The organism is Idiomarina piscisalsi (genome assembly GCF_003987095.1).
Taxonomy (GTDB): domain Bacteria; phylum Pseudomonadota; class Gammaproteobacteria; order Enterobacterales; family Alteromonadaceae; genus Idiomarina; species Idiomarina piscisalsi.
This window is the reverse complement of the sequence record NZ_PIQA01000006.1, coordinates 154,306-174,287: the sequence shown is the minus strand read 5'-3', so window position 1 is coordinate 174,287 and position 19,982 is coordinate 154,306. Positions and strand designations below refer to the sequence as shown.

General features: G+C 48.0%; 17 protein-coding genes. 4 read left to right on the top strand and 13 right to left on the bottom strand.

Features of this window, described 5'->3' with window-relative positions; genetic code table 11:
- Positions 1 to 12: 12 nt before the first annotated feature.
- From CWI73_RS08840 to phoB, 4 genes are all read right to left on the bottom strand, one after another.
- On the bottom strand, positions 13 to 2,280 hold the full coding sequence (locus tag CWI73_RS08840) for an ABC transporter permease subunit (RefSeq protein WP_126752441.1): 2,268 nt from the start codon (positions 2,278 to 2,280) through the stop codon (positions 13 to 15).
- Positions 2,281 to 2,456: 176 nt separating this feature from the next.
- Positions 2,457 to 3,437: a PstS family phosphate ABC transporter substrate-binding protein gene (locus CWI73_RS08835; RefSeq protein WP_126752440.1), complete on the bottom strand. Its 981-nt coding sequence runs from the start codon at positions 3,435 to 3,437 to the stop codon at positions 2,457 to 2,459.
- 101 nt (positions 3,438 to 3,538) lie between these two features.
- Positions 3,539 to 4,834: a phosphate regulon sensor histidine kinase PhoR gene (phoR, locus tag CWI73_RS08830; RefSeq protein ID WP_126752439.1), complete on the bottom strand. Its 1,296-nt coding sequence runs from the start codon at positions 4,832 to 4,834 to the stop codon at positions 3,539 to 3,541.
- A gap of 17 nt (positions 4,835 to 4,851) precedes the next feature.
- On the bottom strand, positions 4,852 to 5,538 hold the full coding sequence (gene phoB / locus CWI73_RS08825; RefSeq protein ID WP_126752438.1) for a phosphate regulon transcriptional regulator PhoB: 687 nt from the start codon (positions 5,536 to 5,538) through the stop codon (positions 4,852 to 4,854).
- Positions 5,539 to 5,763: 225 nt separating this feature from the next.
- On the opposite strand from phoB, the gene CWI73_RS08820 reads away from it, so the two are divergent.
- Entirely contained in the window at positions 5,764 to 7,161 is a 1,398-nt protein-coding gene (locus tag CWI73_RS08820; protein WP_126752437.1) for a Fic family protein, read from the top strand.
- Between the two features lie 12 nt (positions 7,162 to 7,173).
- Here the strand turns inward: CWI73_RS08820 and CWI73_RS08815 are convergent, their stop codons facing one another.
- From CWI73_RS08815 to CWI73_RS08780, 8 genes are all read right to left on the bottom strand, one after another.
- Complete coding sequence (locus CWI73_RS08815; RefSeq protein WP_126752436.1) at positions 7,174 to 8,085, bottom strand: AEC family transporter; 912 nt, start codon at positions 8,083 to 8,085, stop codon at positions 7,174 to 7,176.
- Between the two features lie 80 nt (positions 8,086 to 8,165).
- Positions 8,166 to 9,131: a porin gene (locus tag CWI73_RS08810; protein WP_126752435.1), complete on the bottom strand. Its 966-nt coding sequence runs from the start codon at positions 9,129 to 9,131 to the stop codon at positions 8,166 to 8,168.
- Positions 9,132 to 9,259: 128 nt separating this feature from the next.
- Complete coding sequence (locus tag CWI73_RS08805; protein ID WP_126752434.1) at positions 9,260 to 10,537, bottom strand: tetratricopeptide repeat protein; 1,278 nt, start codon at positions 10,535 to 10,537, stop codon at positions 9,260 to 9,262.
- Positions 10,538 to 10,548: 11 nt separating this feature from the next.
- A complete protein-coding gene (locus CWI73_RS08800) occupies positions 10,549 to 11,154 on the bottom strand; it encodes an energy transducer TonB (protein WP_126752433.1) in 606 nt (201 codons plus the stop codon).
- Positions 11,155 to 11,160: 6 nt separating this feature from the next.
- Positions 11,161 to 11,568, bottom strand: coding sequence for an ExbD/TolR family protein (locus CWI73_RS08795; protein WP_126752432.1), 408 nt, complete (start codon positions 11,566 to 11,568; stop codon positions 11,161 to 11,163).
- Positions 11,569 to 11,589: 21 nt separating this feature from the next.
- Entirely contained in the window at positions 11,590 to 12,120 is a 531-nt protein-coding gene (locus tag CWI73_RS08790) for a MotA/TolQ/ExbB proton channel family protein (RefSeq protein ID WP_088767536.1), read from the bottom strand.
- A 2-nt stretch (positions 12,121 to 12,122) separates the two neighbouring features.
- On the bottom strand, positions 12,123 to 13,502 hold the full coding sequence (locus tag CWI73_RS08785) for a MotA/TolQ/ExbB proton channel family protein (protein ID WP_126752431.1): 1,380 nt from the start codon (positions 13,500 to 13,502) through the stop codon (positions 12,123 to 12,125).
- A 12-nt stretch (positions 13,503 to 13,514) separates the two neighbouring features.
- A complete protein-coding gene (locus tag CWI73_RS08780; RefSeq protein ID WP_126752430.1) occupies positions 13,515 to 14,330 on the bottom strand; it encodes a DUF3450 domain-containing protein in 816 nt (271 codons plus the stop codon).
- A 184-nt stretch (positions 14,331 to 14,514) separates the two neighbouring features.
- Between CWI73_RS08780 and CWI73_RS08775 the strand changes: the two genes are divergently transcribed.
- Positions 14,515 to 16,248: a sensor histidine kinase gene (locus tag CWI73_RS08775; RefSeq protein ID WP_126752429.1), complete on the top strand. Its 1,734-nt coding sequence runs from the start codon at positions 14,515 to 14,517 to the stop codon at positions 16,246 to 16,248.
- 60 nt (positions 16,249 to 16,308) lie between these two features.
- Positions 16,309 to 17,199 (top strand): recombination-associated protein RdgC, encoded by an 891-nt coding sequence (gene rdgC / locus CWI73_RS08770; protein WP_126752428.1) that lies wholly within the window; start codon positions 16,309 to 16,311, stop codon positions 17,197 to 17,199.
- 6 nt (positions 17,200 to 17,205) lie between these two features.
- Here rdgC and CWI73_RS08765 read toward each other — a convergent pair whose 3' ends face one another.
- Positions 17,206 to 18,054: an HDOD domain-containing protein gene (locus CWI73_RS08765; protein WP_126752427.1), complete on the bottom strand. Its 849-nt coding sequence runs from the start codon at positions 18,052 to 18,054 to the stop codon at positions 17,206 to 17,208.
- Between the two features lie 98 nt (positions 18,055 to 18,152).
- Here CWI73_RS08765 and CWI73_RS08760 point away from each other — a divergent pair, with 98 nt between their 5' ends.
- Positions 18,153 to 19,814 carry a dipeptidyl-peptidase 3 family protein gene (locus CWI73_RS08760; RefSeq protein WP_126752426.1) on the top strand — a complete coding sequence of 554 codons (1,662 nt, stop codon included), beginning with the start codon at positions 18,153 to 18,155 and terminating at the stop codon, positions 19,812 to 19,814.
- The last annotated feature ends 168 nt before the right edge of the window (positions 19,815 to 19,982 follow it).

Sequence of the window (19,982 nt, the reverse complement as noted above, 5' to 3'; positions counted from 1 at the left end):
CTCAATTCCGGATTACATTGAGCTGTATTTGTCGCGCAAGCGTTGGCGCACAAATTCAGCAATGGTGTTAAAGAAGAAGGTGAATATGAACAACACAAAGGCTGCCAGGAACAGAATGCGGTAATGCGAGCTGCCTACCTCTGACTCCGGCATTTCGACGGCAATGTTCGCCGACAGGGTGCGCATACCTTCAAAGATGTTCCAGTCCATAATTGGCGTATTACCGGTCGCCATGAGTACTATCATGGTTTCACCAACGGCACGACCCAGCCCCATCATCACTGCCGAGAAAATACCCGGGCTGGCTGTCAGCAACACGACTTTGGTCAGGGTTTGCCATGGTGTCGCGCCCAATGCCAGTGAACCGTTCGACAAGTGCTTAGGCACGCTAAACACCGCGTCTTCAGCAATAGAGAATATGGTTGGGATAACCGCAAAGCCCATTGCAATACCGACCACCAGCGAGTTCCGTTGGTCGAAAGTAACGCCAAGTTCGTTAGTAATGAAGCGACGTGCGTCACCGTCAAAGACCACTTGTTCAACCCACGGACTGATTTCAAACGAGAACCAACCCACAGCCAGGACAACAGGAATTAACAGTAATGCGGCGCGGCCGTCGTTGACTTTGCTCTTAATTTGGGTCGGTAACTGGCTCCACAGGGCTGCCATAAGAATAATAGCCAGGGGCACCAGCAAGAGCACTGCCACAAATCCGGGCAAATAGGCCTCTACCAAGGGTGCTAACCAAAGACCGGCAAGGAAACCAAGAATAACCGTGGGCAATGCTTCCATTATTTCGACGGTCGGTTTGACGTATCTACGCACCGACGGTGACATAAAGTAAGCCGTGTAAACCGCTGCCGCTAAACCAATAGGCACCGCGAATAACATGGCGTAAGCCGCTGCTTTTATAGTACCGAAAGAAATAGGCACCAGGCTGAATTTGGACTCAAAGTCGTCAGAGCCCGAGGTTGATTGCCAGGTGTAATCCGGCTCTGGATAGCCTTCGTACCAGACCTCCTGCCACAAACCACTCCAGCTGACTTCCGGGTGCTCATTGTCGACGTCGTACAAGCCATAACCTTCGGCTGTTTTCATCAGCAGATAGTTAGCGCGCGGGTCAACCATGACTGCTTGAACTTTAGCCTCGGCGGGCTTACCTCGATAGAGATCTGCCTCTGCCGTGGTATGAAAAATGTTCATGTCGCCGTTTTCAGACAAGGTGTAAAACGTACGGCGATAATATTCTACTTCAATTTCAGTGATCGGTGAGCCGGCGTCGAAGCTGCGAATGTACTGATACTGACGGCCATCGTCACCCGGTACTTCAAACCACTGTGAGACTTTCCCTGTGTCATGGGTTAACAACACAGAAGACGCCCCGGCCAGCAGGTACATGCCGGTGGCATTACCCAGCTCGCGCGTGCGCATAGGCAGCAGTTCACGCTCAGTTACGTTACCACTAATAGAAATATCAAATACGTGCACGCGGTTGCCACGACGCGCAATGACTTGTCGTAAGTCAGGCGTGACAACAATGTCATCAATAGCGGTGTTTAACGGAATTTCAGTGTAGTTCGGCGTTAATGTAACTGCGCCGGTCATGAAGTTCTCTTCTGCAACAAAGTGCGTTATCAGCAAGGTGCTGTTTTCCACAGCTGCAGCGAACAGCATACCGTCGCCGTCAGTTTCATAGGACAGCTTTTCAAGTGCGCGGCCGTTTTCATCGACAACCAGCGGCTGCCCGTCATTTTTCACCTCAAAACGAGGCGTAATGACACGTTCAACTTTGTCTGTTGCAGCGGTTGCGGCTGTTTCCGGGAAAGTCACTGAAAACTTAGGTTCAACCACAACAGCTTCACCCGACTCCAACCCATAGGCGTACTGGTGGTTTACCGGTAAGGTTTTCGCAAAGCTGCTAACATTTTCCGGTTCAACAAAAGTTTCGCTGAGTAAAATATCGCCTGAGCGACGATCATTTTTGTCGATAAGGGAGAAAAATTGCAGCTCACCACTTCTTAAAAAGCGATAACCAATTTCGGCCTGCTCTTCCATACCAACGGCTTCAACTTGTCCCGACTCGGGCAGGTTAAAACTGTTTACTTTTTTCAGGCTGACCGACTCAAATATCGGCTGCACCACGTAAAGCAGGTAGAAGAAGATCAGAAGCAGTGCGACCAATACCATAACGCCGCCAGCCGTTACGCCGTATCGCGCAAAACGGTCTTTGAACAATCGCATGCGATTGGCCGACAGCTGTTGGGCAGATTGTGTTGCCATTGTGACCTCGGACTCTAAAATGACTTTAAGTTTAACTGCGTCTTAACTGGGTAGTAGTGTAGTAAAGTTTTATGACAGTACTGTTACAGTTCCGTCATATTTTCTTCACTAAAGTGTCAAAATAGAAAAAAGCCGGTAGTTTCAATTAACTACCGGCTTTGTTATGACGTAATTTTTTAGTGGCTAAGGCCTAGCTTTTTAAGCTCAGCGTCAACAACCTGCTTCGGCAAACCAATGTAGCCATCTTTGTTCACTATGTCCTGACCTTGTTTCGACAAAATCATTTTCATGAACTCAGCTTCTGCTTTACCTAATGGTTTGTTCGGGTGCTTGTTCACGTATACGTAGAGGAAACGTGCCAGTGGGTATTTACCCGCTAACGCCTCTTCGCGTGACGCTTCAATAAAGTCGTCGCCGTCGCCTTTAGCAATAGGTACCGCTTTCACACCAGAAGTGACATAACCAATACCTGAGTAACCAATTGCGTTCAGTGACGTAGAAACTGACTGCACAACTGACGCTGAGCCAGGCTGCTCGTTGACGTTAGAGCGGAAGTCACCGTCACAAAGGCCCACTTCTTTAAAGTAACCATAAGTACCTGACACCGAGTTGCGGCCGTACAGCTGTAAGTCACGGCTAGTCCAGTCGCCGTCTAAGTCCAGTTGTCCCCAGCGGTTGACTTGCTGGTTAGCACCGCATTTACGGGTTGACGAGAAAATAGCGTCAACTTCGGCAATCGATAAACCTTCGATTGGGTTATCTTTATGCACGAATACCGCTAACGCGTCGATAGCAACACGTACTGGTGTTGGTTTGTAACCGTGGCGCTTTTCAAACGCTTCGATTTCTTTTGACTTCATAGCGCGGCTCATAGGGCCAAAGCTTGAAGTACCTTCGGTGAGTGCTGGTGGCGCAGTAGAAGAGCCCGCCGCCTGAATTTGAATGTTAACGCTTGGATACATGCGCTTAAACTCTTCGCCCCAAAACGTCATCATGTTTGCCAGGGTGTCAGAGCCAACCGATGATAAGTTTCCTGATAAACCGCTGACTTTTTCATATTCTGGTAAGTCGTCGGTTGCTGCTGCCAGCGAGCTGAACATTAAAGTGCCCGCCGCTACTAAACCAGTTAATGTCTTGTTCAAAGTTGATTGGAACATGTTTTTCACCTCTGTGGGTTTTGTCTAACTTCAGAAAGTCATTCTTCGATAATGCGTAGTTTAAGAACGATTTGTGACAGCTTTATGACAATGTGAAAAATTTATGACTTAATTAGTCCGTGGGGCAGTTGAAATGCAAAACGACTGCCTTTGCCCGGCGTACTGCTTATGTCCAGTTGTGCATTATGGTGCTCGACAGCTTGCTTAACTATAGATAAGCCCAGCCCGGTTCCGCCACTGGCGCTGTTTCGGTCTTCATCGATGCGATAAAAACGCTCGGTCAGTCGCGGTAAATGCTGCGCTGGTATGCCTTTGCCATTATCGGTCACGCTGAATTCAACGCCGCCCGAGGTCTCTTTCCAGCACACCTCTATTTCGCCGCCTTCCGGCGTGTAACGAATGGCGTTAGTAATCAGGTTCTGCATGGCACTGCGTAGTAACGATTCTTTGCCGTAAATATGAATGGGGTCGATATTAAACTGCAGCTTGTGTTGTTTCTGTTCGTTAAGGCGATGCGCTTCCGTTTGTAGCTGCTCCAGTAAGACCGGTACATTCACCTCGTGGTCAAAAACATCGTCACTGGGAGTTTCCATGCGCGACAAGACTAATAGCTGATCAACCAAATTCGCCATGCGGTCACTTTGCGCATTCATATTCTCGACCGCTTTTTTCATCATGGCCGGCGGCGTTTGTTCCGGCTCTTCCAGCATTTCCAGATAGCCCTGCAACACCGTCAGCGGCGTTTTTAATTCGTGCGACACGTTCGCAACGAATTCACGACGCATTGAGTCCAGACGTTTAACTTGGGTGACGTCACGTGCGACCAGCAAAAATTGGTCTTCACTGTACGGCATAATGCGAATTTCAATGTCGAGGCTGTCACGCACAGGAGAGGGAATAGTGAGAGCATCGTCAAACTGACCTTTGCTGAGATACACCGAAAACTCCGGGTGACGAATAAGGTTAGACAGGCGTTGCCCGGCGTCGTCCGGCCAGCGCAGACCGAAGTAAAACTGCGCGAGTTTGTTGCTCCACAACAGCGCACCGTCGGCACGAAACACAATTGCTGCGTCCGGTAGTGCTTCTGCCGCTTCGCGAAAGCGTCTTAATAAGCGTGCCAGCGATTTACGGCGCTTTTGACTGCGGCGTTGCGAACGATAAATGCCGTCATAAATATAGGACCAGCTACCCGGCGCTGACGGCGGCATTAAAGTACGACTTTGCCATAACCATTTAATGAGCTTTTGCTGATAAAAATAATGCCAGCACACCAGGCCCAGCAGAGCAAACGTCAGCAGCGGCCAGAGAATATCGAACAGCCAGCCGACAAAAATAAATGGCAGCAGAAAAAGCGCCAAATTGCGCAGCGACTGCCAGTTTGAATAGTCTCTGTCCATATCAAGCAGACCCGCTGTTAACGACTCGAGAAACGATAACCGACTCCTCGCACGGTCTGAATAAGGCGATCATAACCGTGATCTGCCAGTGCTTTGCGTAAGCGACGAATATGCACATCGACGGTTCTGTCTTCGACGTAAACATTAGTGCCCCAAACGTGGTCTAACAGTTGTTCACGGCTGTACACGCGCTCTGGGTGTGTCATGAAAAAGTGCAGTAACTTGAATTCGGTTGGTCCCATGTCAACACTGTTGTCGCCAACCGAAATACGGTGCGATACGGGGTCGAGCTTTAAGCCTTCCACTTCCAGCGGCTCGTCTAACACGGTTGGTGCAACACGGCGGAATACAGCGCGCATTCTTGCCATGAGCTCTTTTGGCGAGAATGGCTTGGTAATATAGTCGTCAGCGCCGACTTCCAGACCTTTTATTTTGTCTTCTTCTTCGCCGCGGGCAGTCAACATAATAATAGGTATATTGCGGGTGAAGTCATCGCCTTTAATTTTTTTGGCCAGTTGAATACCTGAGCCGCCGGGGAGCATCCAGTCCAGCAGAACCATATCGGGATATGGCTCGGCAATTTTACTGACAGCGGCATCAAAATCATGAGCTTCGACTGCTTGATAGCCGTGTTGCTCCATAACAAAGCTCAACATCTCACGAATGGGTGCTTCATCTTCTACAATTAGAATTCTACGCGACATGTGTTTAGTCCCTTATTGGATCAGTTGAGCCAATTATTACTGAATAGTATGACACTTTTATGACCAGCGACACATTGCTGTAAGATTTCTTTTGTTTATGGGCTTTTTTAGTCATACTGTCCAATAAAAGCGGGTTGTTGGACAAATTTTCACTATTAACTGTCCAATAAATGTGATTTAATGGACACACTCCTATTTTAGGTGTCCATTAAAAGAATAAAGAATATGACGATTCAAACAGAATTAGAAGCTATCCTTACATGTCTGGAAGATATTGGGCAACCGGTGTCTGTTGGCGCTTTGCAAAGCCACCTCGAAATCGATATGCCCAAAAAGACGTTACAAAGGAGGCTGAAAAAGCTGGTTGAACATGGACAAGTCATTGCTGACGGTGAGAAGAAAGCTCGTACTTATCGCTTGGCATCTTATGGTATTAGCAGTTCTGCAACAGAGCGTTCAGTTACGGAAAGCCTTGTACTAAATGAAAAAGGGAATGAATATAATCAACACCCGATTTTTTCTGCGGAGTCCTTGACCAAGTTAGCCTACCTGGACACGCCTCCCTATGGCCGAACTAAACGTACTTACCAACGGCAGTTAGTTGAGCAATATATCCCTAATGAGACTTTTTACGTGCCGTTGTCTGTGCGCACGAAACTTCACACAATGGGTAAGCGAGTTGACAAGGCGCTGGCTGCCGGGACTTATGCTAAAGAGATTGGACAAAAGCTACTAATAGACTTGTCATACAACTCAAGCCGTTTAGAAGGCAATACGTACTCTAAGCTCGACACTCAGAAACTGATAGAACAAGGGGTATCAGCAGAGGGTAAGGTTCACGAAGAAACCGTGATGATAATGAACCATAAGGAAGCCATCGAATTTCTGATTGAAAACGCAGAAGATATAACACTCAGCTCTTTTACGGTTCGAAACATTCATTACTTGTTGTCTCAAGACTTACTGGCGAATCCTAATGCGTGTGGAAGAGAGCGAGAGCTTGAAGTGACTATTGGTAAGTCGGCGTATACACCTCTCAGCAACCCTCACCAAATCAAAGAACTATTAGCGCGCGTGTTGTTAAAAGCCGAGCAAATTAGCGACCCTTTTGAACAAAGCTTCTTTCTGCTAATGCATTTGTCCTACTTGCAGGCATTTGAAGATGTGAACAAACGAACAGCCCGGCTTACCTGTAACATTCCATTTATAAAAAACAATTTATGCCCGTTAAGTTTTACCGATGTGCCACAAGAGGACTACTTTAAGGCTCTGCTTTATTTTTATGAAACTAATGAGTTGATGCCCGCTTTGGAGTTATTTGAATGGGCTTATAAAAAGTCCTGCGAGCAATATGACGTGGTAAAAGAGTCTTTGGGGGATATCGATGCCTACCGCATTAAATACCGAGCGGCCAGAAAAGAAGCGATGGGACTGGTCATAAGAAATGACATTAGCGATGCAAAAATAAGTGCGTTTTTGAGCCGTTATTGCCATGACCACAATATTGAGCAGCCAGACAAGTTCATTGCTATGACAATAGCCGACTTAGAGCAATTGCATGAAGGTGCAATTATCGGCTTAGGTATTACCGAAGCCATGTTTAAAGCATGGAAACGGCGATAGCCGCTTCCTGTTTTACGCCAGAAACTGCATTAATTCATAGGTTAACGGCAGTGTGATAAAAGCCAGTAGTATGCCGTAGCCGACCATGGCTGCCGATAGCCGCGGCGCCAAACCCGCCATAATAGCAAGGGCACCAGCCGTTATCATCGGCGGCATAGCCGCTTCAAAGACAGTAACTTGAATAAGGGTACTGTCAAAGCCAAAACTGAATAGCAGTAACATAGCGACTGCCGGCATTAGAACCAGCTTGGTTAACAGGCCAATGGCCAACGGCGTTTTACTGCCCTTGGGCAGACGAAACTTCAGCTGAAAGCCAGCGGCTATCATAATGACCGGTACTAAGGTGACCGCTAATGACTCAATGAGGCGCTGGAAAACGTCCGGGTAACTCAGGCTTTTGGTCAGCAGAGCTAAAACTAAGGCAATAAACGGCGGGAAAGTAATAATTTTTTTTAAAACACCTGCCACGGTCGGCTTTTCGTCTTGGTCTTTATAAAGCGCAATTATAACGGTTGAGTAAAAGGCTAAGCCGAAAAAGGAGCCAAACTGATCATAGAGCAAACCATAGGCAATAGCGTCGCTGCCGTAGAAGGCTTCTATCATGGGGAAGCCGAAGAAAGACGTGTTTCCCAGCGGCACGCACACCAACAAGGCGCCAACAATTTCTTTGCGCCACTTCAGTGCTCTGCCAATAAGGAAAATAAACACGGCACTAAACGCTAGCAGCACCCAGGGAATAATAACCGGAATAAGTAAGTCAGCGGAGAACTCTAGACCGGGTACTTTGCTGAAAATAACACCGGGTAATGCGGCATAAATAACGTATAAGTTGAGAACTTCGGCTGTGTTGTCGGGACACTTCCCGGAGCGTTTTAAAGTAAAACCAATAAGTAAATAAAAGCCGAGTACCGCCAGGTTGGTCATATTAAGTACTGAGGTTGAGAATGACGCCTATAGTGTAGCCTGACCGAGGCGATCAGGCTACATTAGTCTGCTTTAGACGCTTACCAGGAGAAGTCGTGGCGAATGCCAACGGCGAAGAAGTCTTGCTCTGCGCCCGGTGTTGCCCCACAGCCACGGCTTTCGTAGGTGGCAATATCGCACTCACGACCGGTGTACCATGCGTACACACGAGTGTCGCCGGTAAAGAAGTAGTCCGCACCAAATGAGAACGACGCATCACTTTCACCGCTTTCGTCGACTGACTGGTACTGACCTTTTAATACCCAGTTATTAATTGGGTAAGTCGCACTCAGCAAGTAGCCGTCGCCATCTTCCAGGCCGTCGGTACTTTCGAACTGTTGCAGCGCAGCGCCTAACTTAAAGTCACCTAATTTGGTGTGCACACTTACCTGTTCAGTGTCGTATCCGCCGACGTCTCGATCAAAAGCAATAGCGGCGTAAAACGGCGTTTTCTTCAGTTTATCGTCACCGTACAACACACCCATTGAGACGCCGTCATCTTCTGCGTCGTTTTCAGACGCAATGTAGGTCACACCGAAGGTGAAGTTGTTAAAGGTTGGCGAGTAATAGGTTACCGTGTTGTCCGGGCGTTCTTCACCAACAAATAAGCTTTTTAAGTCCGCTTCGTAGTCTTTAAACGCGTCGATAGAGCCTTGCGAGTCTTTCAGGAAGGTGTCATAACGACCCAGCATAACCTCACCAAAGTTACCGCGCAGGCCAACCACTTGATTACGATTAGTTACCGCATCTTTGTCGTCGCTGGAGTCTGCCAGGTCAACGCCAAATTCAAGTTGGTAAAAGACTTCCAGGTTGCTCTTAAGCTCAGCCGCGCCCTTAAAGCCAAAGCGCGATGAGTTACTGACCACTTCGGTGTCAGCGCCGTCACCAGTATCATTACTTTGTAAAGACACATTGGCACGACCGTAAACGGTTAGCGTACCATCGTCGTTAGCAAACGCCGGAAAAGTAGCGCCCGCAATTAACAACGCAATTAAAGACTTCTTCATAGAACCCTCATTAACTCATTACTAAACTGCCTAATTCTTAACCGCATTATAGACACGCTGCGAATTATTGCAGTTATTTTTCTGTCATGAGTCAATTCTATGTCTTTTTTGTTACAGCTTTATGACAGTTATAAGTCAGCTAATGAGGCGAGCTGTTCCTTTTGTCGATATTGCGCTTTTGCGTACTTTAACCACTGCTTTGCAGCAGATGCTGTTTTTTCATATTCGCTTGCCTGTTCAAAGGCTTGTAGCGCCAGCTTGTAGTCTTTTAGATTTAACGCCGCCATTCCTTCTACTAAATGCAAATGTCCCAGGTTCGATACCTGGCCTTTATTACGGCTGCGTTCAACGTACTTAATGGCTTGGTCATTATTGTTCAGGTTTAAATGCAGTTGTGCAATTTGCGCGGCAAAGTCGCCATGGTCGACCTGCTCTGATGCTTTCTCATAGGCCTGAATGGCTAATTCATACTCTTTTGCCTGAGCGTAGGCCTGCGCTATGAATTTCAGATTATCAACATTGGCTTCGACCACACCCTTTTGCATGGCGTTGCTTAATGTCTCCGCTGCTTTAAACGGCAGTTCATTGAAGTAGTACGCTTGTGCGAGCTGACGCCAGTCGCTGGCTTTTTCAATAAAGCCCTGCTGATTCGCAGCTTCCAAAACCGCTAACTGCTTTTTGTCCTGCTCTAACTGCGCGTAGACGCCTGCCAGTTGCAGCCAGTATTCCGGTTTACTGTAGTCTGTGACCAAACGTTCCATAACTTTGGCAACTTGCGTCGGCTGCTCTAGTTCGTAGTGCAGTGCACGCTTGAGAATTAACCAGTTTTCGTCGGGCGTTTTATTGTTGGCGTCGGCATTAGCAATGGCTTTCTCAATGAGCGGCAGCGCTTTAGTAAAGTCACCCGACTGATAAAAGGCTTGCGCTTTTAATACCCAGGCTTTGCCCAACTCATCTTGCTCGGCCAACGCTTCCCAGCGTCCCAGAAATTCTACAGAGCGCTGATACTGACCTTCGCTTAACGCCAGCTGAGCCAAGCTGAACAGGGTACTTTTTTTGAGCGACTCGGGAATTGGCGACTCATTCACGACTTTTTCAAAATAGTTAATGGCCTGGCTTATTTGGTCCTGCTCGTAATACATAAAGCCATAGAAATTCCAGAGCATGGCACGTTCATAACTGTTCATACTATCGGCTTTGCCTTCAATGTCTGACAGTATGCTAAGCCCTTCCTGAACATTACCGTTGTCGGCTTGTTCCTGCGCCCGTGCCAGCTGACCATAGACTTTTTCGCGCAGTGCTGGCACACGCTCTGTTTGTTGAGCCCCTGTCTGTTGAGCAATAACGGGCTGCGTTAATGCTATCCAGCCACTTAAGGCGGCAATAACCACAAATTTCATGTTCATAAGTCACCCAATTAGTTCATTTCAAAGGTCATGCGGTTTCTGACTCCGTCAACTTCAACCGCTTCACCATCAATGACCCGTGGTTTGTATTTGAATTTCAGCACCGCATCCATGGCGGCCTGATCAAAAATGCCTTCCGGCTCGGCCTCAACAACGACAGGATCGCGCACTGAACCTTGTTTGGTCACAGTAAATTCCACCACCACATAACCTTCAATGCCACGCTGTAAAGCACGTCGAGGGTAAGCCGCCTGCACTTTTACAATAGGCAGATATTCACCGTCGCTGGCTTGCAATGACATGCCATTACCAATGTCAGCGCCGGCATCCATACTGGCCGAGAAGTCATAACCTGAGCCGCTATCCGCATCGGCAATGTCGTTGTCCATTTGCGGTTGCGGCAAGTCTTCGGGCGGCTGTTCTGGCTCTGGTGGGCGCTCGGGCTTACGCTCTTTTTCCTGCACTTCTTCAGGCTCTGGTGTGCGCACAAAGTCCAGCACACTGCCTCGCGGCGGCTCGCTCATTGCCCCTTCGCCACCGCTTATTAGCGACTGCATTAAGTAAAACAGCCCAATTGTGACAAACGCGGCGACTAATAATGCTGCCAAAAGTCTCATTGCGGGTTACTCTTCGTCGGTTGCAACAGATACGTCATAAACACCAGCAGATCGCGCTGCGTCCATTACTTTAATGAGGACACGTGTGTTCGACTCTTCGTCGGCCTGAATCACCACAGAACCTTGCGGGTTCTCTGCGTATAAGCGCTCGATATTGGCCTGCACCGCACGCACATCAACCTGACGCTTGTTTATCCAAATTTCGTTGTTGTCACTAATGGCAACCAGAATATTGGCACGGTTTTTTTGCACCGCTGTTGCTGCGTCAGGGCGGTTTACATCGATACCCGCCTCTTTGACAAAAGAGGCGGTAACAATGAAGAAAATAAGCATGATGAACACCACATCCAGCATGGGCGTCATGTCGATGTTGCTCTCTTCTTCTTCAATTAAGTTGGCAAAATGCTGCTTCATAGTTGTTTCCTCAGCCTCACCTTAGTGACGCTCTAAAAGTATTTTGTCTTCCAGCTTCATGCGCTCGCGACGGGTGGTGCGCTGTAACCAAGTGGCGGCGAATACGCCGGACAGTGCGCCAACCATGCCCGCCATTGTCGGGATAGTGGCTTTTGATACGCCCGATGCCATCGAGCGGGCGCTGCCGGTACCTGTTACCGCCATAACGTCGAACACTTCAATCATGCCGGTCACGGTGCCCATGAGCCCTAATAAAGGACACAAGGCAACCAGAGCTTTAATGACCGGCAAATTGCCGCCCAATGCCAAACTGACGCGTGAAATCATTGCCTGACGAATTTGCTCTGCGTTCCAGGACGACTTGTCTTCACGTTGCTGCCAGCGTTTAAGCGTGTCTTTAACCCGCGCGCGATGCCCTTTCAGGTAGTAAAAAATGCGCTCGAGAATCATTAACCACATACTAAAAATTAGGATTCCGATGACCAGCAGGACTTGCCCGCCGGCCTCGATAAAATCTCGAATCGCATTATTAAACTCGATGAGAAATAACACGGTTACTCTCCTCGCTCTGAGCGCTCCGCAATAATGCCGGACGCCTGCTCTTGCAATATGTGAATCAGGTTTTTACTGCGAGTGTGCAAAGTGGCAAACAATAAGGTCATGGGTATTGCGACCACCAAGCCGAGTACGGTTGTGACCAGGGCTTGAGAAATACCACCTGCCATCAGTTTCGGGTCACCTGTGCCGAACAGCGTTATCGCCTGGAAGGTATTGATCATGCCGGTCACGGTACCCAATAGACCCATCAACGGTGCGACCACGGAAATGATTTTTATGAACGTCAGGTTGCGCGTAATTTTAGGAACTTCACGCAAGATGCCTTCACTGAGCTTCAACTCCAACGTTTCGGTGTCGGCTTGCGGGTACTTGTCCTTAATAAGCATGACTCGACCCAGCGGGTTGTCCTGGCTTGGCTTGTCTTTCTTAAGCTGACGTTTCACTTTATTGCCCAGTAGCATCAGTGACACAAAGCGCTCTAACGCGAACAGCAAGCCGATAGCACCCAGAGCAAGAATGATGTAACCCACAGTACCACCCTGATCGATGCGATCACCTAAGCTTGGTGCCTGAACTAATAAGCCAAGAATTGAGCCGCCTGTTGGGTCAAGGCCGAATGTGACAATGCCATTGTCGGTTTGCTGGATATTTTCAGCAGTGTCCAGATAGCGACCTGAGGGTTGGCGTACCAGCTCAGCAACAGAGCCAGTTGAGCTCATGCGCTCTAAATACTTGCCATTTGAAACCAGGTTAAAGGCACCAACACGAACGACTTCTTGTTCGGCTTTGTCGCCGTTGGCTGCGGTCACCTCAGTTGTGAACTCAGCGACTTTTCCCGACTCGGTCATTTCCTTTTGCAGGGCAAACCAGACACTTTCAATGTCTTCAATAGACGCCAGTTTAGATGACGAGCTCATGTTTTCTGCTAGCTGCTTAAGCGCTTCGGCACGGCCCGGGTACTGCGCTGAAATGACAGAGTTGTCGAACTTGCCTGAAGCGTCATTAGCCACCTGCTGCAGCACACCAAACAACTCTTTGAGTGAGCCCATGCGCTGAGTCAGAGTGTCGCTTAAGTTGCCTAAATCGACTTCGTTCTGTTCAAAGTCAGTTTCCAGTTGCTCGGCGCGTTGCTCCAATTGGTTTCTTTGGGCAATCGCGTCTTCGAGCATGGCTTTTTGCTCTTCCTCTTTTTCGCGGAAGCGCTGCTCGCGTTGCTTATTGCTCTCCGACTGCGAGAACTTACCCTGCTCCAATTGCTGTAACAGCTGGTCTAAGTTAATTGGGTCTTGCGGCAACGGCGCGGCTAATGCAGCACTCGAGGTTGCTGCCAGCGCAATAACTGAGAACCACTGAACAATTCGTTGTGTTAATTTCATTGGTGCGACTCCTTATTGGCCAGCTGCGCTGTTTGTGGCGGCTTTGTTGGCAAAAACGGGCATCATCAGCATGTCCGGTGCTAACTGTTTTCGGGCTATGCGGATAGCTTCTTCAACGGCAGGTAAGTGCTTACTATCGAGCTCTTGCCAGTTGCGCTCCTGCTGGTTCCAGATACCCAGGTGCTGACCGTCGCGGGTTTTATAAATAAGTGCTACCCGACCAATGCGCAGGAAAGTGACGTCTTGTTGTTGGCCGTTAATCTCATGCTCTGCAGTGTAGGCTTCAATGTTGCGGCCGTAGTCTGCTTCTATTTGATAAGCTTCCATAACACGGCGGAACTTTTCAGAAACGTCTACGTTGGCACGCTCCATCAAGTCGTTTAACTGCGCTAAACGCTCGTTACGCTCGGTTTCAAGGAACGGAACGTCCAGTTCAACAAAGGACTCGAGCGAGTCGATCATGCGTAACATCAGCGGAGTAATTTGACGCTCGACATAACTGACCTTGTCTATTGAGTCATTGATGTCTTGCTTTTCCTGTTGTTGGTTACCGATTTGCTGCTCAAGCTGTGCGGTATACACTTTTAAACCATCAATTTCCTTCATGATGCGTTTATACTGTTGCAAACGCTCTTGCATGTTGTCTGAAATTTGATCGATGGTCAGCTGAGACTGACGCGCGGACTGGTTAATTGAAGAGGCTTCTTCAACAACAGGCTCAAGTTTGTCCTGCTCTTGTATTGGAGCTGCGTACGCTGCAGTTGTCTGCGCTGGTAAAAAAAGCGCAGAGCTTAAAACGAAAGCGCCAGCGGAGGTAATGAACTTCATAAGTTATAACCCTTGTGAATTAATTTGTGGCAACTTTAGTGAGTTTTAGTGACAGCTTAATGACCAAAATGTGTCAGTTTTATGTCAATTGCTTAGGGCTGGGCGCTTTGCTTTATTGCGTTATGGGTAGCAATGATTTAGTTTAAGGTCATATTGACAAAAAATTTACACACACCTCTTTTATATGGTCATCAAAAGTATTTCATCATCGCTGCTGACACGGGTTCTGTCCGTTTACTTTGTGCTGACGCTTATTGTCACTGCAGTACAAATTGGTGCGGAATACTTTGATACCAAGCGCATACTGATTGCCGAGCTGCAAAACCAGCAACGAACCTTTAATGGGTCTTTGACGCGCTCACTTTGGGAATTTAATAGTGACCAAATTGACAGTATCGCCGACGGCCTTATTGGCATTCCGGCTATTGCCGGAGTATTGATTCGCGACGACGCCGGTAATATTTTGGTTCAGTTGGGTGAAACCTCAGAAATATCTGACTTGCCCGAAGAAGCCAGTGAGGGAATTCTGCTTCCTGAGCGTAACGGTATTTTTGGCTACCACAACTCGCTCATTTTCGAGTTTTCCGGGCATTCCACCAAGGTCGGTGACGTCAGCCTGTTTTCAACGCGAGACATAGCGATAGACCGCATTAAAGTCAGCCTGGGCTTTATTATTGGTAACGCACTTATAAAGAGTACCTTTTTAATCATTCTGTTTACGGTCGCATTCAGCCGCATGTTGAGCCGCCCGCTCAATGACTTAACGCAGCAAATAAAGAGTTTCTGCCTGGATAACCTCGAGCGCTCCCGCATTCGCTTAAAAGATCAGGACAACAACGAGTTGGTACTTATTGAGCATGCGTATAATCAGTTACTCGATAACATTGAAGAATATCAGGCTGACCTGGAGCGCACACAGAATAAGCTGAAAGCGGCAAACCGACAGCTGGATGAACAAAATGCGATTTTAGAACAGGAGGTGGCCCGTAAAACCTCCCGTTTGAGCCAGGTGATGCTGGATCTGGAGCAGCGCAAAAACGAACTGGAAATGCGACAGGAAAAGCTTGAACGCGAAATTAGCCAACGTCGTACTATGGAAAACACGCTGCGTCAGTCTAACCAGCGGCTTGAGTCGTCGTTGAACCACTTACGCGAAACCCAGCAACAACTCATTGAGTCGGAAAAAATGGCGTCGTTAGGTGGACTTGTCGCGGGCATTACTCACGATGTGAACACACCCATCGGGATTAGTGTGACTGCGGCCTCATATCTGCGCGAGAAGTTAGATTCACTGGATACCGCGTTAAGCAATAAAGAACTGACGCAGCCTCAACTGCAAAAATTTATCGAGGAAGGCAGAGAAAGCTTAAGCCTACTCGATAACAACCTGCATCGAGCGTCAGATCTTATCAGTAGTTTTAAACAAGTGGCTGTCGACCAGGCGTCTGACGCCATTCGCGATATAAACGTGAAGCGCTACATAGAAGAACTGATTCAGTCTCTGCAACCTCATTTGAAAAAAACCTCGCATCAAGTAGAGCTGAACTGTGCTGACGATTTATTTATACGCTGCCCGGCCGGTGCGCTGTCGCAGATATTTACCAATTTAATTTTAAACTCATTACGTCATGCCTTTGACGGCATTGAGCAAGGTACCATGACCATCAATATCGAACTGCGCGACAGCGAGCTTCATGTTGTTTACGAAGATAATGGTAATGGTCTGTCTGAAGAGAACCTCGGCAAGCTGTTTGATCCCTTCTTTACGACTAAGCTCAATGACGGTGGTAGTGGTTTGGGAACTCATATTGTACGCAACCTGGTTACCCAAACCCTGCAGGGCGATATTGACGCCACCAGCGAACCGGGTCACGGCCTAACTTACACCTTTTCGTTTCCTGTACAGGTTTTAAACTGACACAGACGCCGTTAGTCGATACAATTCAGGGTTTCTAATGCCGGACAGGAACCCTTATTTATGTGGTTTAAAAACCTTCGCTTTTATCATTTCAGTGAAAATTTCTCGTTACCCGAAAACTTTGAAGAGCAGCTTGCGGAGCACAGCTTTCACCCTTGCTCTCGCACTGAGCAAAGTAGTTTTGGCTGGTTTTCTCCTTTTGGCCCAGACAACGAGACGTTAACCCATAGCGTCGGTAACTGTTGGTTACTCTGCGCTAAGCGAGAAGAAAAAGTGCTTCCCAGCACGGTTGTTAACGCTCAACTCGATGAAAAAGTCCGTCAGATTAGTGAGGCCGAAGGCCGCTCTGTGCCGCGCAAAGAAAAACAAAACTTAAAAGAAGATTTGATTCACCAACTATTGCCACAGGCGTTTAGCCGTTTTCGCTTAAGCTGGGGCTACATTGATTTAGACCGTCAATTTATTGCGGTTGACGAGTCGGCGGCGAATAAAGCGGAAGACTTTCTCGGTTTATTGCGTGGCTCGGTGGGGTCTTTACCTGTCAGACCTTTCAGCTCGTCTGAAGCCGTTGAAGTGTACTTGACCGACTGGCTACAAAAACAAGACATTCCTGCCCCCTTTGAACTGGGCGACGAAGCAGAGCTGCGTTCACCTCAGGCCGACGGTGGCATCATTCGCTGTAAGCAAGAAGACCTGACTCGTGACGACATTCAGGCTCATTTAACTGCCGGTAAACAAGTGACTCGCTTAGGTTTGGTGTGGCAGGAAAACTTGGAGTTTATTCTTGAAGCCGATATGGCACTAAAACGTGTTAAGCCAACCGACGTGCTGCTGGACGCAAAAGATGATTTGGTAGACCCAACCCCGGAAGAGAAAGTGGATGCCGACTTTGCGCTAATTAGCGGCGAAGCCGGGCAGCTATTTGATGATTTGAAAAAGGCGTTTGAGTAACGCGAGTTAGCCAAATAAGTCCAGCACCTGGTGGTAAGACTCTTGAGTCGAGTCTTGCTGCCAGAAGTCCGCGCTTTCAATAACCCCTCTTAGTTCATACTCCACCACGGTCACATTTTGTCTTTCGCCTGAATTATTTCCGGTTAAAAGACTCGCCAAATGCACAATATCGCAATAGTTAACGGTAATGGCGTCGTCGAGATTGGTACGTCCTTTATCGTAATGTAGTGGCACCTGCACCAAGTTTGGTGTGAACTGCCAGTATTTCAAAATATTAGTGCCTAGCGGCGAACTTAGCTGTGAAATACACTCATTAATAAACGTGGGGTTGGCAAAGCTGTCTTCAAACTCGCTGGCCATTCTTAAAATAGGTGTTACCCCTATTCTAGACACCATCCCCGCCAGCAAAGAGACGTCCTGATGCAACCGGTGCCCTATTCCGCGGCGTTGGAGGTCTTTCGTAATAACCACCGACGCTGCCGCAATTTGCCGACTTTCCTTAATGTATTGCTCTGAGAACATCTTCACAATGTCGTTGTCGGGTTCGAAAACCTGCTCCATTGCCATCGCAAACGCCAGCGTGCGAATTCGACGCATGCCAATACGTGTTAACGCCTGCATCAAGCTTTCTGCTTTATTACGACCGCCCAGGTAAGCGCTGTTAGCCAGGCGTATTAACCGGGCTGACAATACTGCATCTTGCTGAATGATATGCGCAAGGTCATGCAGGTTACAGTCAGGATCGAGCGTAGCGTTACGCACCTGTTCAGCGGTTTTCGGCAAACCGGGCAACGTTAGTTCGTCACGCTGTAACCGTTCATCAATGAGTAAATAAAGCGCATTCTGCGATACCATTGAGAGATCCTTTTTTATGGTTATTCTATTGCTTCTAGTCAGGCATAGCAGTAGATTAACAGAACTTTCCAACAACTCAATTTTACAAAAGTATCATTATGAAAAAATCAGCCTTTTTTATTGCACCGCTGGCACTGGCTATTGCCGCCTGTGGTCAACAATCGACTACAGAAGATACCAAAAGCGCAGCTCCTGAGAGCTACCAATTGGTTGAAGGAAAAGAGCATAGACTCGATATTTACACGCCGTATGAATTGACCAGTGATTTGTCGCACTTGTCTGACAACCAGAAAAAAATGGTCAGCTTGCTTATTGATGCATCAACAATAATGGATGAGCTGTTCTGGAAACAAGCCTTCCCCGGTAACAAAGATGAGTTGCTGGCTAAAGTTGAAGGGCGGGCTAAAGAATTCACGGTAATTAACTACGGCCCGTGGGATCGCCTTAATAACAACCAACCCTTTTTAACCGGCTTTGACGATAAGCCTGAAGGCGCTAACTTCTACCCGGAAGATATGACCAAGGTCGAGTTTGAAAATGCGGACCTTGCTGACAAAGACAGCCTTTATACATTATTGCGTCGTGATGAAAACGGCGACTTAATGACGCTTCCTTACTCTGAAGCGTTTAATGATTCACTGACTGAAGCGGCGGAGTTACTGCGTCAAGCCGCTGAACTTGCTGAAAGCGAAGACTTTGCGAAGTATTTGCGCCTGCGCGCCGATGCATTTTTAAGCAACGAGTATCAGCCGTCTGATATGGCATGGATGGACATGACCGACAACGATGTTGATGTGGTTATTGGCCCTATCGAAAACTATGAAGACCACTTATACGGCTACAAAACCGCGTTTGAATCTTACGTATTGATTAAAGACAAAGCATGGAGCGAGCGCTTAGCGAAATACGCTGAGTACCTGCCTGAGTTGCAACGTGGCCTGCCGGTTGAAGACGCTTATAAAGCAGAAATGCCGGGCGCCAATGCTCAACTGAATGCCTACGACGCGGTTTACTATGCCGGTCACTCGAATGCGGGTAGCAAAACTATTGCGATAAACCTGCCTAACGACGAAGAAGTTCAGCTGGAAAAAGGCACCCGCCGCTTACAGTTGAAAAACGCCATGCAGGCTAAGTTCGATAAAATTCTGGTGCCTATTGCCGAGCAGTTAATTGTACCGGAGCAGCGTGAGAACATTACGTTTAATGCCTTCTTCGCCAATACCATGTTCCACGAAGTCGCACACGGCCTGGGTATTAAAAACACACTGAATGACAAAGGCACCGTGCGTTCGGCGCTGAAAGAACACGCTTCTGCGCTGGAAGAAGGTAAAGCCGATATTCTGGGGCTTTACATGGTGACTCAGCTGTTTGAACAAGGCGTTTTAGCTGAAGGTGAGCTGGAAGACTATTACACCACCTTTATGGCCAGTATTTTCCGTTCAGTGCGCTTTGGCGCATCCAGTGCCCACGGCAAAGCCAACATGATTCGTTTCAACTACTTTGCCGATGAAGGTGCCTTCAAGCGTAATGAAAAAGGCCAATACGCCATTGATATGGACAAAATGCGTGCCGCCATGAATAGCCTTTCAGAAAAAATTCTGACGCTGCAAGGCGACGGTGACTACAACGGTGTGGCTGAACTGGTTGCGACCTTAGGCGTTGTCAGCCCACAGCTCAAAGCCGATCTCGACAAACTCGCCGACGCCGGCATCCCCGTTGACGTCACCTTCAAACAAGGCAAAGACGTACTAGGGCTATAGGGCAGGTTGTCACTTGCTTCGCTTGAACATTGAGCCCCCTGTGACGGAGACGCTACAAGTTCATCCATGAACGCTTGACGAAGGCCATCCTTGGCCTTCGACACTCCGCCACAGGGGGCTCAACATTCATAACGCTTACAAGTGAGCAACCTACCCTATCTACACCTA

Excerpts from the sequence above, each read along its gene's own strand:
- CWI73_RS08840 (WP_126752441.1), bottom strand. The coding sequence starts at position 2,280 with ATGGCAACACAATCTGCCCAACAGCTGTCGGCCAATCGCATGCGATTG.
- CWI73_RS08835 (WP_126752440.1), bottom strand. The coding sequence starts at position 3,437 with ATGTTCCAATCAACTTTGAACAAGACATTAACTGGTTTAGTAGCGGCG.
- phoR (WP_126752439.1), bottom strand. The coding sequence starts at position 4,834 with ATGGACAGAGACTATTCAAACTGGCAGTCGCTGCGCAATTTGGCGCTT.
- phoB (WP_126752438.1), bottom strand. The coding sequence starts at position 5,538 with ATGTCGCGTAGAATTCTAATTGTAGAAGATGAAGCACCCATTCGTGAG.
- CWI73_RS08820 (WP_126752437.1), top strand. The coding sequence starts at position 5,764 with ATGACGATTCAAACAGAATTAGAAGCTATCCTTACATGTCTGGAAGAT.
- CWI73_RS08815 (WP_126752436.1), bottom strand. The coding sequence starts at position 8,085 with ATGACCAACCTGGCGGTACTCGGCTTTTATTTACTTATTGGTTTTACT.
- CWI73_RS08810 (WP_126752435.1), bottom strand. The coding sequence starts at position 9,131 with ATGAAGAAGTCTTTAATTGCGTTGTTAATTGCGGGCGCTACTTTTCCG.
- CWI73_RS08805 (WP_126752434.1), bottom strand. The coding sequence starts at position 10,537 with ATGAACATGAAATTTGTGGTTATTGCCGCCTTAAGTGGCTGGATAGCA.
- CWI73_RS08800 (WP_126752433.1), bottom strand. The coding sequence starts at position 11,154 with ATGAGACTTTTGGCAGCATTATTAGTCGCCGCGTTTGTCACAATTGGG.
- CWI73_RS08795 (WP_126752432.1), bottom strand. The coding sequence starts at position 11,568 with ATGAAGCAGCATTTTGCCAACTTAATTGAAGAAGAAGAGAGCAACATC.
- CWI73_RS08785 (WP_126752431.1), bottom strand. The coding sequence starts at position 13,502 with ATGAAATTAACACAACGAATTGTTCAGTGGTTCTCAGTTATTGCGCTG.
- CWI73_RS08780 (WP_126752430.1), bottom strand. The coding sequence starts at position 14,330 with ATGAAGTTCATTACCTCCGCTGGCGCTTTCGTTTTAAGCTCTGCGCTT.
- CWI73_RS08775 (WP_126752429.1), top strand. The coding sequence starts at position 14,515 with ATGGTCATCAAAAGTATTTCATCATCGCTGCTGACACGGGTTCTGTCC.
- rdgC (WP_126752428.1), top strand. The coding sequence starts at position 16,309 with ATGTGGTTTAAAAACCTTCGCTTTTATCATTTCAGTGAAAATTTCTCG.
- CWI73_RS08765 (WP_126752427.1), bottom strand. The coding sequence starts at position 18,054 with ATGGTATCGCAGAATGCGCTTTATTTACTCATTGATGAACGGTTACAG.
- CWI73_RS08760 (WP_126752426.1), top strand. The coding sequence starts at position 18,153 with ATGAAAAAATCAGCCTTTTTTATTGCACCGCTGGCACTGGCTATTGCC.